General features: G+C 70.8%; 17 protein-coding genes. 9 read left to right on the forward strand and 8 right to left on the reverse strand.

Features of this window, described 5'->3' with window-relative positions; genetic code table 11:
• Window positions 1-85: 85 nt before the first annotated feature.
• Window positions 86-262, reverse strand: a complete 177-nt coding sequence (locus tag PHA84_RS17355; RefSeq protein WP_270889398.1) for a hypothetical protein — start codon at window positions 260-262, stop codon at window positions 86-88.
• A 149-nt stretch (window positions 263-411) separates the two neighbouring features.
• Here PHA84_RS17355 and PHA84_RS17360 point away from each other — a divergent pair, with 149 nt between their 5' ends.
• The 3 genes from PHA84_RS17360 (at window position 412) to PHA84_RS17370 (ending at window position 3,078) form a co-directional block, all read left to right on the forward strand.
• Window positions 412-1,122 carry an ABC transporter ATP-binding protein gene (locus PHA84_RS17360; RefSeq protein WP_270889399.1) on the forward strand — a complete coding sequence of 237 codons (711 nt, stop codon included), beginning with the start codon at window positions 412-414 and terminating at the stop codon, window positions 1,120-1,122.
• Entirely contained in the window at window positions 1,119-1,925 is an 807-nt protein-coding gene (locus tag PHA84_RS17365; RefSeq protein ID WP_270889400.1) for an ABC transporter permease, read from the forward strand. Before PHA84_RS17360 ends, PHA84_RS17365 begins: the two co-directional genes overlap by 4 nt.
• A 226-nt stretch (window positions 1,926-2,151) precedes the next feature.
• Window positions 2,152-3,078: a COX15/CtaA family protein gene (locus PHA84_RS17370; RefSeq protein WP_270889401.1), complete on the forward strand. Its 927-nt coding sequence runs from the start codon at window positions 2,152-2,154 to the stop codon at window positions 3,076-3,078.
• A 24-nt stretch (window positions 3,079-3,102) separates the two neighbouring features.
• Here PHA84_RS17370 and PHA84_RS17375 read toward each other — a convergent pair whose 3' ends face one another.
• A complete protein-coding gene (locus PHA84_RS17375; RefSeq protein ID WP_270889402.1) occupies window positions 3,103-3,999 on the reverse strand; it encodes an oxidoreductase in 897 nt (298 codons plus the stop codon).
• 110 nt (window positions 4,000-4,109) lie between these two features.
• Entirely contained in the window at window positions 4,110-5,057 is a 948-nt protein-coding gene (locus tag PHA84_RS17380) for a heme o synthase (RefSeq protein WP_270889403.1), read from the reverse strand.
• A gap of 250 nt (window positions 5,058-5,307) precedes the next feature.
• Here PHA84_RS17380 and tkt point away from each other — a divergent pair, with 250 nt between their 5' ends.
• The 6 genes from tkt to pgl are packed head-to-tail and all read left to right on the forward strand — an operon-like array spanning window position 5,308 to window position 13,927.
• Window positions 5,308-7,605 carry a transketolase gene (gene tkt / locus PHA84_RS17385; protein ID WP_270889404.1) on the forward strand — a complete coding sequence of 766 codons (2,298 nt, stop codon included), beginning with the start codon at window positions 5,308-5,310 and terminating at the stop codon, window positions 7,603-7,605.
• Window positions 7,606-7,610: 5 nt separating this feature from the next.
• Window positions 7,611-8,756, forward strand: coding sequence for a transaldolase (gene tal / locus PHA84_RS17390; protein ID WP_270889405.1), 1,146 nt, complete (start codon window positions 7,611-7,613; stop codon window positions 8,754-8,756).
• Window positions 8,753-10,417 (forward strand): glucose-6-phosphate isomerase, encoded by a 1,665-nt coding sequence (locus tag PHA84_RS17395; protein WP_270889406.1) that lies wholly within the window; start codon window positions 8,753-8,755, stop codon window positions 10,415-10,417. Before tal ends, PHA84_RS17395 begins: the two co-directional genes overlap by 4 nt.
• On the forward strand, window positions 10,414-11,958 hold the full coding sequence (gene zwf / locus PHA84_RS17400) for a glucose-6-phosphate dehydrogenase (protein ID WP_270889407.1): 1,545 nt from the start codon (window positions 10,414-10,416) through the stop codon (window positions 11,956-11,958). Before PHA84_RS17395 ends, zwf begins: the two co-directional genes overlap by 4 nt.
• A complete protein-coding gene (gene opcA, locus PHA84_RS17405) occupies window positions 11,955-13,178 on the forward strand; it encodes a glucose-6-phosphate dehydrogenase assembly protein OpcA (RefSeq protein ID WP_270889408.1) in 1,224 nt (407 codons plus the stop codon). Before zwf ends, opcA begins: the two co-directional genes overlap by 4 nt.
• Window positions 13,175-13,927: a 6-phosphogluconolactonase gene (pgl, locus tag PHA84_RS17410; RefSeq protein ID WP_270889409.1), complete on the forward strand. Its 753-nt coding sequence runs from the start codon at window positions 13,175-13,177 to the stop codon at window positions 13,925-13,927. Before opcA ends, pgl begins: the two co-directional genes overlap by 4 nt.
• Window positions 13,928-14,095: 168 nt before the next feature.
• Here pgl and PHA84_RS17415 read toward each other — a convergent pair whose 3' ends face one another.
• The 5 genes from PHA84_RS17415 to gap all read right to left on the reverse strand — a co-directional run bounded on the left by PHA84_RS17415 (window position 14,096) and on the right by gap (window position 17,812).
• Window positions 14,096-14,446, reverse strand: a complete 351-nt coding sequence (locus tag PHA84_RS17415) for an RNA polymerase-binding protein RbpA (protein ID WP_179422783.1) — start codon at window positions 14,444-14,446, stop codon at window positions 14,096-14,098.
• Between the two features lie 21 nt (window positions 14,447-14,467).
• A complete protein-coding gene (gene secG / locus PHA84_RS17420) occupies window positions 14,468-14,713 on the reverse strand; it encodes a preprotein translocase subunit SecG (protein ID WP_270889410.1) in 246 nt (81 codons plus the stop codon).
• Window positions 14,714-14,785: 72 nt separating this feature from the next.
• Window positions 14,786-15,592 carry a triose-phosphate isomerase gene (gene tpiA / locus PHA84_RS17425; protein WP_270889411.1) on the reverse strand — a complete coding sequence of 269 codons (807 nt, stop codon included), beginning with the start codon at window positions 15,590-15,592 and terminating at the stop codon, window positions 14,786-14,788.
• Window positions 15,592-16,803 (reverse strand): phosphoglycerate kinase, encoded by a 1,212-nt coding sequence (locus PHA84_RS17430; RefSeq protein WP_270889412.1) that lies wholly within the window; start codon window positions 16,801-16,803, stop codon window positions 15,592-15,594. Before PHA84_RS17430 ends, tpiA begins: the two co-directional genes overlap by 1 nt.
• A 4-nt stretch (window positions 16,804-16,807) precedes the next feature.
• Complete coding sequence (gene gap, locus PHA84_RS17435) at window positions 16,808-17,812, reverse strand: type I glyceraldehyde-3-phosphate dehydrogenase (protein WP_270889413.1); 1,005 nt, start codon at window positions 17,810-17,812, stop codon at window positions 16,808-16,810.
• Window positions 17,813-17,845: the final 33 nt, after the last annotated feature.

The raw sequence follows: 17,845 nt of genomic DNA on the forward strand, positions 1-17,845 counted from the left end.
CTCGAGGTCGCCGCTTCAGCGAGGCAGCAGGCGATCCTTAGGACCGTGCTGAGGACAGTGCTCAGGACGGCGCTCAGGACGGCGCTCAGACAGGGCGCGGGGCGTGCGTGGCGACCCGGTCCCAGAACCAGTGCAACCGACGGACCGGGCTGCGGGGGGCACTGCGCGGCTGGACGTCTGAGGCGATGTTGGCCCGGCCGAGGCTCTCCAGCTTCCACTGCTGCTCGGCGAGAACGACGTAAGGGTGGGCGTTGAGGCTCATCGGATGCTCCTGGTGTGGGTGGGTCGATGCCTCCACGGTTCGTCCCTGAGGTAGGCCGGCGTATGGGGAGCCTGCCCAGGCTCTGGGGCCGGGCCACCTCAGCGCGGGTCGGCGGCGGAGGGGTCCCCTCGCCGACCTAGACTCGTGTCGTGCCACCCGCCGTCGCCGTCTCCGGACTCGCCAAGCGATACGGCCAGGTGACCGCGCTGGACGGGGCGAGCTGGAAGGCCGACGTTGGTCGCATCACCGCGGTCCTCGGCCCGAACGGCGCAGGCAAGACCACGATGGTGGAGTGCTGTGAAGGGCTGCGGCGTGCGGACTCCGGTGAGGTGAGGACCCTCGGCGTCGACCCGTGGCGCGCGGGACCGGACCACCGAGCCCGGGTCGGCGTGATGCTCCAGGACGGTGGCCTGCCCAACGCCGCGCGGCCCCTTCGCCTGCTGCACCACCTGGCCACGCTGTACGCCCGTCCTGCACCGGTCGCCGACCTGGTGGAGCGACTCGGGATCGACGAGTTCGCCGGCACCTCGATCCGTCGGCTCTCCGGAGGGCAGCGTCAGCGGGTCGCCCTCGCCGCCGCCCTGGTGGGCAGGCCCGAGGTCGCGTTCCTCGACGAGCCGAGTGCCGGGCTCGATCCCCACGCCAGGCTCGAGGTCTGGGACCTCGTGCGGTCCACAGCGACGGCGGGCAGTGCCGTGGTGCTGACCACCCACTCCTTCGAGGAGGCCGAGCGGCTCGCCGACCACATCGTCGTCGTCGCCCGAGGCCACGTCGTCGCGGAGGGCACCCTCGCGGAGGTCACTCACGGTGGCCGGCTCGAGGACCGCTACTTCGCCCTCACCGGGCGGTCGGTGGCATGAGGTCCGCCCCGGACCCGGCACGCTCGGCGCCCTCCCCCGCGTCGGCGGCCGCCTCTCGGGGCGCGGCCGCGCCGGGGCTGCACCGGGTGCTGTCCCAGGCGCGCTTCGAGACCGGCACCCTGATGCGCAACGGCGAGCAGCTCCTGGTGGCCCTGGTCCTTCCGGCCGCGGTTCTCGTCGGCCTCGTCCACTCCGAGGCCGTGTCGCTGGGTGACGGCCGCCGGGTGGACCTCGCCGTACCGGGCGTCCTTGCACTGTGTGTCATCTCCTCCGCGTTCACCGGCCAGGCGATCTCGACCGGGTTCGACCGGCGTTACGGCGTGCTCCGGCTGCTCGGGGCCTCCCCCCTGGGGCGCACCGGCCTGCTGCTGGCCAAGGCGGCCGCGGTGCTGTCGGTCGTGGCGCTGCAGCTGCTGGCCATCGTCGTCCTCGGTGCCGTGCTGGGGTGGGAGCCCCACCTTGGCGGCATCCCCGCGGCACTCGCCGCCATCCTGCTCGGCACCTGGGCGTTCGTGGCACTCGCCCTTCTGCTGGCCGGCACGGTCCGAGCCGAAGGTGTGCTGGCACTGGCCAACCTCGTCTGGCTGGGTCTGCTGGCCCTCGGCGGAGTCGTCGTCCCAGGCACGGAGCTCCCGGGACGCCTGGCGCCGGTCGTGGAGCTCATGCCCTCCGGAGCCTTGGGGGACAGCCTGCGCGCAGCGCTGGTCGCGGGCCAGGTGAGGCTGGGGGACTGGGCGGTGCTGGCAGCGTGGGGCCTGGCCGCCACCCTGCTGGCGCGACGCTTCTTCCGCTGGGGCGACTGAGCGACGACCCCTACGGCGCTCCACGCCGACGCGACGACGAGCATCGCCAGCAGCCACGAAGGGCGTTGCGTCACGACGGCCAGCGAGAGCAACGCGGCATACCCGAGTGCCACCTGAACCCGCCGTCCACCGTCCATGGCGCCAGTCAGCCAGAGAACCGGGACCGGCACCACGAGGTGACTCCCCCAACGGCCTCAGGGTTCCACCGGAGACGTACCCTCATGGCGTGACCGCCGCACCCGCCTCGACGTCGGCCCAGGCCCCGGCCCGCGCTGTCTCCGGGCACCCGTGGCTCCGGCGGATCCTCCTGGCCAACCTGGTGGTCGAGGTGCTCATCGTGGTCACCGGTGGGCTGGTGCGCCTCACCGGCAGCGGACTCGGCTGCCCCACCTGGCCGCAGTGCGTCCCGGGCTCGTACACGCCTGTGCCACATCAGGCGGAGGGCTGGCACCGGTACATCGAGTTCGGCAACCGAACCCTGACCAGCGTCGTGAGCATCGCGGCGGTGGCCTCTGTGTTTGCCGTGTGGCGCTGGGCCGGAAGCCGTCGGGACCTCGTGGTGCCGGCCTGGATCGTGCTCGCCGGGGTCGCGGTCCAGGCCGTGCTCGGTGGGGTGACCGTGAGAACCGGCCTCAACCCGGTCACCGTCGCGGCCCACTTCCTCGTGTCCATGACGCTCGTCGCCGCGGCCGCGTACCTGGTGTTCCGGGCCTCGGAGCGGCCCGGCCCACGCCGCCTCGCGGTGCCGGCGCTGGTGGAGCGTCTCGCCTGGGTGACGTGCGCGGTGGCGGCAGCAGTGCTGCTGCTCGGCACGGTGGTGACCGGGTCGGGGCCGCACTCGGGGGACGCCGACGAGCCGGCGCGGTTCGCACTGGACCCGCGAAGCGTCTCCTGGCTGCACGCCGATGCCGTCATGCTCTTCTGCGGGCTCGTGGTCGCCGTATGGGTGACCACCAGACTCACCGGTGAGCGGGCCGCGGCCGCACGCGCCTGGGCGGCCGTCCTGGGCGTGACGGTCGCCCAGGCAGTGGTCGGCTACACCCAGTACTTCACCGGCCTTCCGTGCGCGGTCGTGCTGCTTCACATGCTGCTCGCGTCCCTGCTCGTCGTCGCTCTGACCCGCGCCATGGTCCGTCTCCGCATCGCCGGCTGAGCCGGCCGCCTCTCCCCTACGCGCTCAGAGGTCGAACCTGACGCCCGTGAGCTCCTCGCTGACGGTCCACAGCCGACCCGCCAGGTCCTCGTCGGTCGCCAGCCGGCTGAGCCTCGCCGGTCCGACGCGCCCGCGGACCTCGCCGCGCCCCTGCGGCCCGGTGTAGGTCCCAGGCGCTGCCACGGTGGCGGCATACAACACCGCCTCCGCTCCGCCCTCGGCGCCGGGAAGCACCAGCCGCATGAGCGGGGGCGCAAGCGTGCGGACCGCCCACCGTGCCCCCATCCCGTCGCGGCTGGCGACGAGGTTCGTCACGGCCACCCCCGGATGAGCCGCCGTCGAGGTGAGCCGCGAGCCGGCCGCGGTTGCCCGGCGGTGCAGCTCCAGCGCGAAGAGCAGGTTCGCCAGCTTGGAGCGTCCGTAGGAGGACCGCGCCCTGTACCCCTGAGCGGGGTTCCCCTCGAGGACCTGCTCGTCCCCCTGGTGGTGGGCCAGCGAGGCGACCGTCGTGACCCGCGGGGACGGCGCAGCGAGCAGCGTCGGCAGGAGTAGCGCCGTGAGCGCGAAGTGACCGAGGTGGTTGGTCCCGAACTGCAGCTCCAGCCCGTCGGCGGTGGTGCGCCGGGTGGGCGGTGACATCACGCCGGCGTTGTTGACCAGCAGGTCGACGGGCCCGTCGACCCGGGCGGCGAAGCCGCGCACCGAGTCCAGCGAGGCCAGGTCCAGCGCCTCGACCTTGGTGCTGCCGTCGATGCCGGCCGCCGCCGCGCGGCCGGCCTCCGTGTTCCGCACTGCGAGGACGACGTGGGCGCCGTGCTCGGCCAGCGTCCTGGCCTCCACCAGCCCGATTCCCGAGCTGGCGCCGGTCACGATCGCGGTCCGACCGGACAGGTCGCCGATCTGGCTGGGACTCCACGCCATGGTGCGCTCCTCGCGTCGCCGAGCGCCCGGGACGGTTGCCGCGGGCCCGAGAGAGTATGCCGCGGGCGGCACCGCCGTGGGGCCGGCTAAGGGGCTCGGGGGCTCGGCGGTCAGCGCAGCGGCAGGTAGAGCAACGGGTCCAGAGCCACGCCGAGGAAGAGGATGCCGACGTACGTGATGGAGAAGTGGAACAGCCGCATGGGTCGCAGCACCCGCGGTCCCTCGCCGGTCCTCGCCGCCCGCAGCAGCCGGTGCGCCTCCGCCAGGAAGAGACCTCCGACGGCCAGCGCGGTCACCAGGTACACCCACCCCATCGGGTTGACCCAGACCAGGAGGAGCGAGCTGGCCACCATCGCCCACGAGTACGCCACGATCTGCCGCGCGACCACCACGAAACGCTCGACGACGGGCAGCATCGGCACGTGAGCGGCCGCGTAGTCGTCCTTGAACTTCATCGACAGGGGCCAGTAGTGCGGGGGCGTCCAGAAGAAGATGACGAGGAAGAGCACCAGCGCCGACCACGACAGGGAGCTCGTCACGGCCGACCAGCCGATCAGTACGGGCATGCACCCGGCGGCTCCTCCCCACACGATGTTCTGCGCGGTGCGGCGCTTGAGGATCATCGTGTACCCCACTGCGTACAGCAGGATCGCACCGAGCGACAGCGACGCGGAAAGCAGGTTCACCGTGAGCGCGAGCCACACGGTGGACCCGACGGCCAGAGCCGTCCCGAACACCAGGCCCTCGCGAGGCGACACCTCTCCGGTGACCATCGGACGGTTGCTCGTGCGGTGCATCTGCGCATCGATGTCCCGGTCGTAGACGCAGTTGAACGTGTTGGCGGCACCGGCGCTCAAGGTGCCACCCACGAGCGTCGCGACAATGAGCCAGAGGGAGGGAACGCCCTTCTGCGCCAAGAACATCACCGGCACCGTCGTGACGAGGAGCAGCTCGATGATCCTTGGCTTGGTGAGGGCCAGGTATGCCGCCGCCTTCCCACCGCGACGTGCCGGCGCCGACGACGCGGAGACCCGGGCAGTCGGATCGAGAGCGGTCACGGCGTCCTTCGTCGGGTGGTTGCGAGATCGGGCCCGGCAAGCGGCCCGCCGGCTCACGCAGTCTATCCCCGGGCGGCTGCCGCCCTTGGACGGGACCGGACCGGGTGGCGGGCAGCGTGGCGGGCACCGTGGCTGGCACGGTGGCTGGCACGGTGCGGCCGGACTGGATGCGACGCGGGTCACCCTCGGGACTAGTCTCGGATCGTCGTCGTGCGCCGACTCTGACGCTCATCGTGAGGAGACCCAATCCGTGCCCACCGCCACCCGCTCGCCCAAGTCCAAGCCAGCCCGTAAGCGAAGCTCCGAGCTGCCTCGACCGGTGGCCCGCAAGGCGGGGTGGACCGACCTCGACGTCCGCGCCGTCGACACGGTTCGCCTTCTCGCGGCGGACGCCGTCCAGAAGGTGGGCAACGGTCACCCGGGTACGGCGATGAGCCTGGCGCCAGCGGCGTACCTGTTGTTCCAGCAGGTGATGACGCACGACCCGAGTGACCCGGCGTGGCTCGGTCGCGACCGGTTCGTGCTCTCGGCGGGGCACTCCAGCCTCACCCAGTACATCCAGCTCTACCTCTCCGGCTACGGCCTGGAGCTCGACGACCTGAAGGCTCTGCGTACCTGGGGCTCCCTGACTCCCGGCCACCCAGAGGTCCACCACACCACCGGCGTCGAGATCACCACCGGCCCACTGGGGTCGGGCCTTGCGTCGGCGGTCGGCATGGCGATGGCCCAGCGACGTCAGCGCGGGCTCCTGGACCCGGACGCGAAGCCCGGCGAGAGCCCCTTCGACCACCATGTCTGGGTGATCGCCTCGGACGGCGACCTCATGGAAGGCGTGTCGTCAGAGGCGAGCTCGCTCGCGGGGCACCAGGAGCTCGGCAACCTCACCGTCATCTACGACGCCAACCAGATCTCCATCGAGGACCAGACCAACATCTCGTTCTCCGAGGACGTGGCGATGCGGTACCGCGCCTACGGCTGGGACGTCGTCGACGTCGACTGGCGCGGCGACGGCCGGGGAGAGGACTACGTCGAGGACGTCGACGCCCTCTACACCGCGCTGCAGAGGTCGAAGAACGGCAAGCGCCCCACCCTCGTACGCCTGCACACCATCATCGCCTGGCCGGCCCCGACCAAGCAGGACACCGGGAAGTCGCACGGATCGGCTCTGGGGGACGCGGAGGTCGAGGCCACCAAGGAGCTTCTGGGCTTCGACCCCAAGAGGACCTTCGAGGTCGAGCGGCCGGTCCTCACGCACGCGCGCAAGGTGGTCGGCCGCGGCAAGGCCGCGCACAAGCAGTGGAACAAGGCGTATGCCGCGTGGCGCAAGGCGGACGCCGAGCGCGCTGCGCTGCTGGACCGGCTCGTCGACAGCCGGCTCCCCGAAGGCCTGGACAAGGCGCTCCCGGTCTTCCCCACGGACACCGAGAAGGGTCTGGCCACGCGGGCCGCCTCCGGCAAGGTGCTCACCGCCCTGGCCGACGTGATGCCGGAGCTCTGGGGCGGGTCCGCCGACCTCGCCGAGTCGAACAACACGACGATGGAGGGAGAGCCGTCCTTCATCCCGCGGAGCAAGCAGACGCGAGAGTGGAAGGGCGGCCCGTACGGGCGGACGCTGCACTTCGGCATCCGTGAGAACGCCATGGGGATGATCCTCAACGGCGTCGCGCTCGAGGGGCTGACCCGCCCGTACGGCGGCACGTTCCTGGTGTTCTCCGACTACATGCGCCCTGCCGTGAGGCTGGCCGCCATCCAGCAGATCCCGGTGACGTACGTGTGGACGCACGACTCCATCGGCCTGGGCGAGGACGGTCCCACCCACCAGCCGATCGAGCACCTCGCGGCGCTGCGGGCCATCCCTGGTCTCGACGTGGTCCGTCCGGCCGACGCGAACGAGACCGCGGCAGTGTGGGCGCAGGTCCTACGCAACGCGCGGCCCGCCGGCCTGGCCCTCACCCGCCAGAACCTGCCGGTCATCGACCGCCAGAAGTACGCGAAGACCACCGGGGTGGCCAAGGGCGCGTACGTGCTGGTGGACGGCGGTGAGAACGGCAAGGGCAAGCCGGACGTCATCCTGATCGCCACCGGGTCGGAGGTCTCGATCGCCTTGGAGGCCAGGGAATCTCTGGAGCGCCAGGGCGTTGCCACTCGTGTGGTCTCCATGCCGTGCCGCGAGTGGTTCGAGGAGGCTGGGCGGGCGTACCAGAACCGTGTCCTGCCGCCCGACGTGCGGGCGCGGGTCAGCGTGGAGGCGGCCGTCTCCCTGGGCTGGCATGACCTGGTCGGCGACGCCGGCCGCAGCATCAGCATCGAGCACTTCGGCGCGTCCGCGGACTACAAGACCCTCTACCGGGAGTTCGGCATCACCCCCGAGGCCGTCGTCAAGGCGGCCAAGGAATCGCTCAAGGACGCCAGGGCGACGGCCGGCAGCAGTGCCGCGGCCTCGGTCACCCAGACCCGGCCGCGTGCGGAGGTCCCTCCCACGCAGGCCACAGACACCACGACCAAGAAGAGCGCTGCGAGAAAGAGCGCAGCCGGCAAAGGGAAGTGACTCACGTGACTGACAACACCGCACTCCAGGCACTGGCCGACAACGGCGTGTCCATCTGGCTCGACGACCTCTCGCGCGACCGCATCGAGACCGGGAACCTCCAGGAGCTCATCGACCGCAAGGGTGTCGTCGGGGTGACGACGAACCCCTCGATCTTCCAGGCGGCGCTGGCCAAGGGCGACCGGTACGACGCGGACCTGCGCCGGTTCGCCGCGGAGGGCAAGGACGTCGACGAGACGGTCTTCGGGCTCACCACTGCCGACGTGCGCAACGCCTGCGACATCCTGCTCCCGGTATACGAGTCCACGGAAGGCAAGGACGGTCGCGTGTCCATCGAGGTGGACCCGCGGCTGGCCCACGACACCGGCAAGACGGTCGACCAGGCCAAGGAGCTCGCCGCCGCGGTGGACCGACCCAACGTGCTCATCAAGATCCCCGCCACCGTGGAGGGGCTGCCGGCGATCGCGCAGGTCCTTGCCGAGGGCATCAGCGTCAACGTGACCCTCATCTTCTCCCTCGACCGGTACCGCGGCGTCATGAACGCCTTCCTCACCGGCCTGGAGCAGGCCCGCGAGAAGGGCCGGGACCTGTCCCGGATCCACTCGGTCGCCTCCTTCTTCGTCTCCCGTGTCGACACCGAGGTCGACAAGCGCCTCGACGCGACCGACGGCGACAGGGCATCGGAGGCAGCCGGGCTGAAGGGCAAGGCCGCGGTGGCCAACGCGCGTCTCGCCTACCAGGCGTACGAGGAGGTCTTCTCCACCCCGCGCTGGAAGAATCTCGAGGACGACGGCGCACACGCGCAGCGGCCGCTGTGGGCCTCCACCGGTGTGAAGGACCCGGCCTACCCGGACACCATGTACGTCACCGAGCTGGTGGCGCCGAACACCGTCAACACCATGCCGGAGAAGACCCTCGACGCGGTGGCGGACCACGGCGAGATCACCGGGGACACCATCACCGGACGCTACGCCGAGGCCTCCGAGGTCCTGGACCGGCTGGAGGCGCTGGGCATCTCCTACGCCGACGTGACCGCCCAGCTGGAGCGCGAGGGTGTCGAGAAGTTCGAGGCCTCCTGGGGCGAGCTCATCGACGAGGCCCAGCACGACCTCGACCTGGCCCGCGCCGACGCGGAGCAGAGCACCAAGTGAGCGCACTCGGCGTGGTGGCGTCCGGCGCGGCGGCGGATGCGATCACGACGGCAGTGCCGGACCTCGTCGACGCCCGGTTCGCCAGCAGGCTGTTCGCCCAGGACGCCACACTGTGGGGCTCCGAGGCGGAGTCCGAGTCGGCGGTCCGCCTGTCGTGGGTCAACCTGCCGCGCGCTTCCCGCCCGCTGGTCGGTGAGGTGGCGGCGCTGCGGGACCAGCTGCGCTCCGACGGCGTCGACCGCGTGGTGCTGTGCGGCATGGGCGGCTCGTCCCTGGCGCCCGAGGTCATCTGCGCGACGGCCGGCGTCGAGCTCGTGGTGCTGGACTCGTCCCAGCCGGACATGGTGCGCGAGGCGATCGTGGACCTGCAGCGCACGGTCGTGGTTGTGTCGAGCAAGTCCGGCTCCACGGTCGAGACGGACTCCCAGCGGCGCGCGTTCCAGGCGGCGTTCGAGGCCGAGGGCATCGACCCGACCGCTCGGATCGTCGTCGTCACCGACCCCGGCAGCCCCCTGGACGAGGAGGCTCGGTCCGGCGGCTACCGCGTGGTCAACGCAGACCCGAACGTGGGCGGCCGCTACTCCGCGCTGACCGCCTTCGGGCTCGTCCCGTCCGGTCTGGCCGGTGCCGACCTCGAAGCCCTCCTCGACGACGCGGAGGCCGTGTCCGACGTGCTCAGCGCAGACGACGACGCCAACCCGGGGCTGCGGCTGGCCGCGGCCATGGCCGGGACCTCTCCCCTGCGGGACAAGCTCGTCCTCGTCGACGACGGTTCCGGCATCGTCGGGTTCGCCGACTGGGCGGAGCAGCTCATCGCCGAGAGCACGGGCAAGCAGGGCACCGGGGTCCTTCCGGTCGTCGTGGGTGGTGGCGGCGACCCGGAGGTCGCCGCGCCGGCCGCGGACGTCACGGTGGCGCGACTGGTGAGCGACTCCGACGCCGACGACGTGCAGGTCGAGGCAGACGTGGAGGTGGATTCCGACCGGTCGGAGGTGCGCGTCAGCGGGCCGCTCGGGGCGCAGCTGCTCCTGTGGGAGGTCGCTACGGCGGCTGCCGGGCGTCTGCTGGGGATCAACCCGTTCGACCAGCCGGACGTGGAGAGCGCGAAGAAGGCCGCACGCGCCCTGCTGGACCAGGGGGTCGGAGCCGCCGCAGAGCCTGCTGCCACGGACGGCGCGGTCGAGATCCGCGCCCTAGGCGGCGACTGGCTGGGCGAGGCGAAGACCGTGCCGGACGCTGTGGCGGCGCTCTTCGGCGAGCTGGACCGCGAGCACGGCTACGTCGCCGTGATGGCCTACCTCGACCGCCTGCGCGACGCCGAGCTGGCGCAGGTCCGACCGGGAGTCGCCCGGCATACCGGACGGCCCACCACGTTCGGCTGGGGTCCCCGGTTCCTGCACTCGACGGGGCAGTTCCACAAGGGTGGTCCTACCACGGGCGTCTACCTGCAGGTCACCACCGCTCCGCACGAGGACCTGTCCATCCCGGGACGTGACTTCACCTTCGGCGACTTCATCGCCTCCCAGGCCGCGGGCGACGCGCAAGTGCTCGCGGAGCACCACCGGCCTGTACTCCAGCTGCACCTCACCGACCACGACTCCGGCCTGCGCCAGGTCGTCAAGGCGCTGTCCGAGCTGCCGCCCACGAAAGGCACCGTATGAGTCCGACGCGCGTGACGCAGGAGAGCAACCCCCTGCGGGACCCACGCGACAAGAGGCTTCCGCGCATCGCCGGCCCGTGCGGGCTGGTCCTCTTCGGCGTCACGGGGGACCTCGCTCGCAAGAAGCTCATGCCCGCGATCTACGACCTGGCGAACCGTGGGCTCCTGCCCCCAGGCTTCTCCCTCGTCGGGTTCGCCCGTCGCGACTGGGCCGACCAGGACTTCGGGAAGGTCGTGTACGAGGCGGTCAAGCAGCACGCCCGGACGCCGTTCCGGGAGAGTGTCTGGCGCAACCTGGCGGAGGGGTTCCGTTTCGTACCAGGGGTCTTCGACGACCCCGCCGCGTTCGACCTGCTGTCCGAGACGGTGAAGTCGCTCGAGGACGAGCGAGGCACCGGTGGCAACCAGGCGTTCTACCTCTCCATCCCACCCAGCATGTTCTCGGTGGTGTGCGAGCAGCTCGAGCGGTCCGGCCTGAGCAAGCCGGCCGGTGACTCCTGGCGGCGCGTGGTCATCGAGAAGCCGTTCGGCCACGACCTGAAGAGCGCCCGGGAGCTCAACGACATCGTCGAGGGCGTGTTCCCTCCGGACGCCGTCTTCCGGATCGACCACTACCTCGGCAAGGAGACCGTCCAGAACCTGCTGGCGCTGCGCTTCGCCAACCAGATGTTCGAGCCGGTGTGGAACGCCAACTACGTCGACCACGTCCAGATCACCATGGCCGAGGACATCGGCATCGGCGGCCGCGCCGGCTACTACGATGGCATCGGCGCCGCGCGGGACGTCATCCAGAACCACCTGCTGCAGCTGCTGGCCCTCACCGCGATGGAGGAGCCTGTGTCCTTCGCCGCCGAGCACCTGCGCGCGGAGAAGGAGAAGGTCCTGTCGGCGGTGCGGCTGCCCAAGGACCTGTCCAGGGCCACTGCCCGCGGCCAGTACGCAGCCGGCTGGCAGGGCGGCGAGGAGGTACGCGGCTACCTCGAGGAGGAAGGCGTCGCCGCCGGCTCGCGCACCGAGACCTATGCCGCGCTGAAGCTGGAGATCGACTCCCGTCGGTGGGCAGGGGTGCCCTTCTACCTGCGCACGGGCAAGCGGCTGGGCAAGCGGGTGACCGAGATCGCCGTGGTGTTCAAGAAGGCCCCGCACCTGCCGTTCAACGACACCGCGACGGAGGAGCTGGGGCAGAACGCCATCGTCATCCGGGTGCAGCCCGACGAGGGCATCACCATGAGGTTCGGCGCGAAGGTGCCCGGTGCCCAGATGGAGGTGCGGGACGTCACCATGGACTTCGGGTACGGCCGCTCCTTCACCGAGTCGAGCCCAGAGGCATACGAGCGGCTCATCCTCGACGTGCTCCTCGGTGACCCACCGCTGTTCCCGCGGCATGAGGAGGTCGAGCTGTCCTGGCAGATCCTCGACCCGGTCGAGGCGTTCTGGGCCAAGCAGAAGGTCAACCCGGAGCCGTACCTCTCGGGCGGCTGGGGACCGGCCAGTGCCGACGAGATGATGCATCGTGACGGCCGCGCCTGGAGGATGCCGTGATCGTCGACCTGCCCAACACCTCGACCGTCGCCATCAGCAAGAAGCTCGTCCAGCTCCGGCAGGACACGGGCGCGATGGCCCTGGGCCGCGTGCTGACGCTCGTCATCGTCGTCGACGAGCAGGATGCCGAGGAGGCCATCGAGGCCGCCAACGCGGCCAGTCGTCAGCATCCCTGCCGGATCATCGCGGTGGTGCTGGGCAACAAGAGGGGCGTGTCCCGGCTGGACGGCCAGATCCGGGTCGGAGGTGACGCGGGAGCCAGCGAGGTCGTCGTGCTCCGGCTCTACGGCGCGCTGACCGAGCACGGGCGCAGCGTCGTCACGCCGCTGCTGCTGCCGGACTCCCCTGTGGTCGCCTGGTGGCCGCAGGAGGCGCCGCCCAACGTCTCTGCGGACCCGATCGGGTCCATGGCCCAGCGCCGGATCACCGATGCCGCGGCCACCAAGAACCCGCGCAAGGCGCTGCAGGCGCGCGCCAAGACGTATGCCGACGGCGACACCGACCTGGCGTGGACCCGCATCACGCTGTGGCGTGGTCTGCTGGCGGCGGCCCTCGACCAGCCGCCGTACGAACCGGTGCTCGAGGCCACCGTCACCGGAGGCAGCGACTCGCCGTCGACCGACCTTCTGGCGGCCTGGCTCGCCCAGACGTTGCGTTGCAAGGTGACTCGCGCCCGCAGCCGCGCAGGCACCGGGATGGTGAGCGTGCGGCTGGAGCGGCGCAGCGGCGCGGTGGACCTCGTCAGGCCGGACGGTACGACGGCGACCCTGACCCAGCCCAGGCAGCCGGTCCGGCGGATCACGCTGGCTCGGCGTGCCACGGCCGAGTGCCTGGCCGACGAGCTCCGTCGTCTGGACCCCGACGACGTGTACGAGGAGACGATCCGCAAGGGGCTGCCCCGGGTGGGTGCGAAGACCGTGACGGCCGGCGAGGCCGTCCGTGAGGGTGACGCGCCCTCGACCCAGGAGGCGGCTGCCGAGGTGCGCCGGTTGCGCCGGCAGAACCATCACGCGTCCAGCTCCGCCATGGTGCGCGCCGGTTCAGTTGCGGAGAAGCCGGCGGACGACACGGCGGTCAAGCACGCTGCGGCCAGCAAGCTCGCGAAGGTCACGACGGGGGCTGACGGTGCCGCCGACCGCGACGGTGACCGTGACCGTGCCCCTGACGGGGCAAAGGCGGCGGCCGGCAGCGGCAAGCCGGCAGCGAAGAAGTCGCGGTGAGCACGCCCGCCCGGGTGGTCGTCCACCCCGACAAGCAGGTCCTCGCCGACCTCTCCGGCGCGCGGCTGCTGGTAGCCCTGGTCGACGCCCAGGCCGCCCGTGGCGAAGCACATGTCGTCCTCACCGGCGGCTCGATGGGGTCGGCCATCCTCGCGTCGCTCGGGGCGAGCCCCGGCCGGGACGCGGTGGACTGGGGTCGGCTGCACGTGTGGTGGGGCGACGAGCGGTTCCTGCCGTCCGGCGACCCCGACCGCAACGAGACCCAGAACCGGGAGGCTCTGCTGGGCTCCGTGCCGCTGGACCCGAGGCGGGTCCACGCCATACCGGGCCCAGACGGGCCCGATGGCGACGACGTCGCTGCGGCGGCGAGCCGCTATGCGGCTGAGCTGGCCTCCGCGGCCCCAGACGGCGAGCCGTCCCCTACGTTCGACGTCATGCTGCTCGGCGTCGGTCCGGACGGCCACATCGCATCCTTGTTCCCGGGGCACCCCGACCAGCTCACCTCCGGCGTCGCGGCAGCCGCCGTCCATGACTCACCCAAGCCGCCTCCGACCCGGATCACGCTGACGTTCGAGACGCTGCGCCGTTCAGACCGGGTGTGGTTCCTGGTCGCAGGAGCTGACAAGGCGGAGGCTGTCCGGAACGGAGTGCACGGCGCAGAACCCAGCGCGTCGTCGGCAGCTCAGGTCCAGGGCCTCCAGGAGACGCTGTGGCTCGTCGACGCGGACGCCGCGTCCGGGCTGCACTGACCTGCGCGTCCGGGCTGCACTGACCTTGTAGCCCGCGACTTTGTATGCGGGATGCCGATCCACCCCGGCCGATAGTGGCCCCCAGCGCGGCCGACCGCATACAAAGTCGCCGGATGGTGCGGCTGCCAGCGCGGCCGACCGCATACGAAGTCGCCGGATGGTGCGGCGCTACTGGATGAGCTTGCGCTCGCGAAGGGTGGCCAGCGCCTCGTCGAGGATCGCCTTGCCGTCCGCGTCCGAGCGACGCTCCTTCACGTAGGCGAGGTGCGTCTTGTACGGCTCGACCTTCGGTGGCGCCGGAGGGTTGGCCTCGTCCTGGCCGGCGGGGAAGCCGCACCTCGGGCAGTCCCACGTCTCGGGCACCGCGAGACCGGGCTCCTCGGCGAAGCTGGGCCGGGTCTGGTGGCCGTTCGCGCACCAGTACGAGACGAACACCCGCGGGGCTGCGTCGCCTCGCTCGGCCTCGCCCATGGGACCGGCGCCGACTCGGCTACCGCGGATTGCGTTGCCACCTGCCATAGCTGTGAGGCTGCCTTTCGATCAGGAGGAGAAGCGGTCGATGAGGCCGATGCCCACGATGCAGGCGAACCAGACGACGCCCACTGCGATGGTGAAGCGGTCGAGGTTGCGCTCGGCCACCGACGACGAGCCCAGTGACGTGGACATCCCTCCACCGAACATGTCGGAGAGACCGCCGCCCTTGCCCTTGTGGAGCAGGATCAGCAGCGTCAGGAACAGACCACCGATGACCAGCAGGACCTGCAGGCCGATACGTACGGCTTCCACGATGCACCAATCTCGAGTCGACTACGGTCCGCCACCACCAAGGCAGCGAGGTTCAGGATACCTGTTCGGTGCTCACACGGAGGCAAGGTGGTCGCGGTAGCGGCAGATGGACGCGAACTGCGCGGCATCCGTCGAGGCACCTCCGACCAGGGCGCCGTCCACGTCCTCCTGCGCCATGATGGCGGCCACGTTGCTCGCCTTCACCGAGCCGCCGTAGAGGATGCGCATCCCGTCGGCGACGGAGCCCGAGTACAGCTCGGCGACCTTGGTCCGGATGGCCGAACAGACCTCCTGGGCGTCCTCGGGGGTGGCGACCTCACCGGTCCCGATGGCCCACACCGGCTCGTACGCGATGACCAGTGGGCCTACCTGCTCCGCCGGGACACCGTCGAGGCACGCCTCCACCTGCGCCAGCACGTAATCCACGTGGTCACGCGGCTGGCGGACGTGCAGCGGCTCACCGACGCACAGGATGGGCACCAGGCCATGACGCAGCGCCGCCTGCAGCTTGGCATTGACCTCGCTGTCGCTCTCGCCGTGGTACTCGCGCCGCTCGCTGTGTCCCACCACGACATACGTACAGCCCAGCTTGGCCAGGAAGGCCCCCGAGATCTCGCCGGTGTAGGCGCCGCTGTCGTGCGTCGAGAGGTCCTGCGCGCCGTGCCGCAGCTCGAGCCGGTCACCGTCGATGAGGGTCTGCACGGAACGCAGGTCGGTGAAGGGCGGCAGCACGACGACCTCCACCGCGGCGTAGTCGTGCTTTCCGTCGCGCAGCGTCCAGTCGAGCTTCTGGACCAGGTGGGTGGCCTGGAGGTGGTCCAGGTTCATCTTCCAGTTGCCGGCCATGAGCGGTGTGCGCCCGGCGGTGTTCGCCGCCATCAGTGGCCGGTCTCCTCGTCCAGGACGGCGAGGCCGGGCAGCTCCTTGCCCTCGAGGTACTCCAGGCTCGCCCCGCCTCCCGTCGAGATGTGCCCGAACTGGTCGTCCTCGAAGCCCAGCTGGCGGACGGCGGCGGCCGAGTCGCCACCGCCGACGACGGTCAGCCCGCCCTTGCTCGTGACGTCGACCAGGGCCTGCGCCAGCGCGGCCGTGCCCGCGGCGTACGGCTCCATCTCGAAGGCACCCATCGGGCCGTTCCAGAAGACGGTCCGTGCGTCGCGAAGCTTCTCGGCGAAGAGGACCCCGGACTCGGGTCCGATGTCTACGCCCATGCGGTCGGCCGGAATGGCGCCGGCGGGCACCACCTCGTACTCGGCGTCGGCGGAGAACCGGGTGGCCGCAACGATGTCCACGGGCAGCACGATCTCGACGCCGCGCTCCTTCGCCTGCTCGAGGTAGCCCTTCACCTGCTCGACCTGGTCAGCCTCCAGGAGGCTGGTGCCCACCTCGTACCCCTGGGCCTTGAGGAACGTGAAGACCATGCCACCTCCCACGAGCAGCCGGTCGGCAGTCTGCAGCAGGTTGTCGATGACCCCCAGCTTGTCCGAGACCTTCGCGCCGCCCAGCACAACCGCGTACGGCCGCTCGGGGTCGACGGTGAGCCGCCGCAGCACCTCGACCTCCCGCTCCACGAGGCCACCCACCGCCGCCGGCAGGAGGCGTGCCACGTCGTAGACGGACGCCTGCTTGCGGTGCACCACACCGAAGCCGTCGGAGACGTACGCGTCGGCGAGCTCGGCCAGGCTCGCGGCGAACTCCGCTCGCTCCTCGTCCGACTTCGCCGTCTCGCCCGCGTTGAACCTCAGGTTCTCCAGGACCACGACGTCGCCGTCCTGCGCCGACGCCACCTCGGCGCGAGCGCTCTCGCCCACGGTATCGGTCGCGAACGTCACGTCCCTGCCCAGCAGCTGGCCCAGCCGGGTGGCCACGGGCCGCAGGGAGTACCGCTCCTCGGGCGCCCCCTTGGGACGGCCGAGGTGGGCGCACACGACCACGCGAGCCCCGGCGTCCGCGAGCGCCTTGATGGTCGGGACGGACGCACGGATGCGACCGTCGTCGGTGATGGTCGTGCCGTCGAGGGGCACGTTGAGGTCGGACCGGACGAGAACGCGCTTTCCGCGCAGGTCGCCCAGCTCGGAGACGGACCTCATGCCGTCAGAGTGACTGGCCGACGAGCGACACCAGGTCCGCCAGGCGGTTGGAGTAGCCCCACTCGTTGTCGTACCAGCCGACGACCTTCACCTGGTTGCCGATGACCTTGGTGAGTCCCGCGTCGAAGATGCACGACGCCGGGTCGGTCTCGATGTCCTTGGAGACGATCGGGTCCTCGGTGTACACCAGAACGCCCTTGAGCGGCCCCTCGGCAGCCGCCTTCACCGCCGCGTTGACCTCGTCCACGGTGGTCTCCCGCGACGCCTCGAAGGTGAGGTCGGTTGCCGAGCCGGTGGGCACCGGGACCCGCAGGGCGTAGCCGTCCAGCTTGCCCTTGAGCTCGGGCAGCACCAGACCGATCGCCTTGGCCGCTCCCGTGGAGGTGGGCACGATGTTGAGGGCGGCGGCGCGGGCCCGGCGGAGGTCCTTGTGCGGGGCGTCCTGGAGGTTCTGGTCCTGGGTGTACGCGTGGATCGTGGTCATCAGCCCCTTGACGATCCCGAACTCGTCGTTCAGCACCTTGGCCATCGGGCCGAGGCAGTTCGTCGTGCAGGAGGCGTTGGAGATGATCGTGTGTGAGGCGGCGTCGTACTGGTCGTCGTTGACGCCCATGACGATCGTGATGTCCTCGTTGGAGGCTGGTGCCGAGATGATGACCTTCTTGGCGCCACCGTCGATGTGCGCCTTCGCCTTCGTGGCGTCGGTGAAGAAGCCGGTGGACTCCACGACGATGTCAGCGCCGACCGACGCCCAGTCGATCTTGGCGGGGTCGCGCTCCTCGAAGACCCGGATGGACTTGCCGCCCACAGTGATCGACGTCTCGTCGTAGGTCACCTCGCCGGGGAAGCGCCCGAGGATCGAGTCGTACTTGAGCAGGTGGGCCAGCGTCTTGTTGTTCATGAGGTCGTTGGTCGCAACGACCTCGATGTCGGCGCCGGAGGCCTGCACGGCGCGGAAGAAGTTGCGGCCGATGCGGCCGAAGCCGTTGATACCTACGCGAACAGTCACGATGCCTAGTCCTTCACAGAGGAGACGGTATGC

Origin of the sequence: Pedococcus sp. 5OH_020 (assembly GCF_027812955.1) — a bacterium.
Taxonomy (GTDB): domain Bacteria; phylum Actinomycetota; class Actinomycetes; order Actinomycetales; family Dermatophilaceae; genus Pedococcus.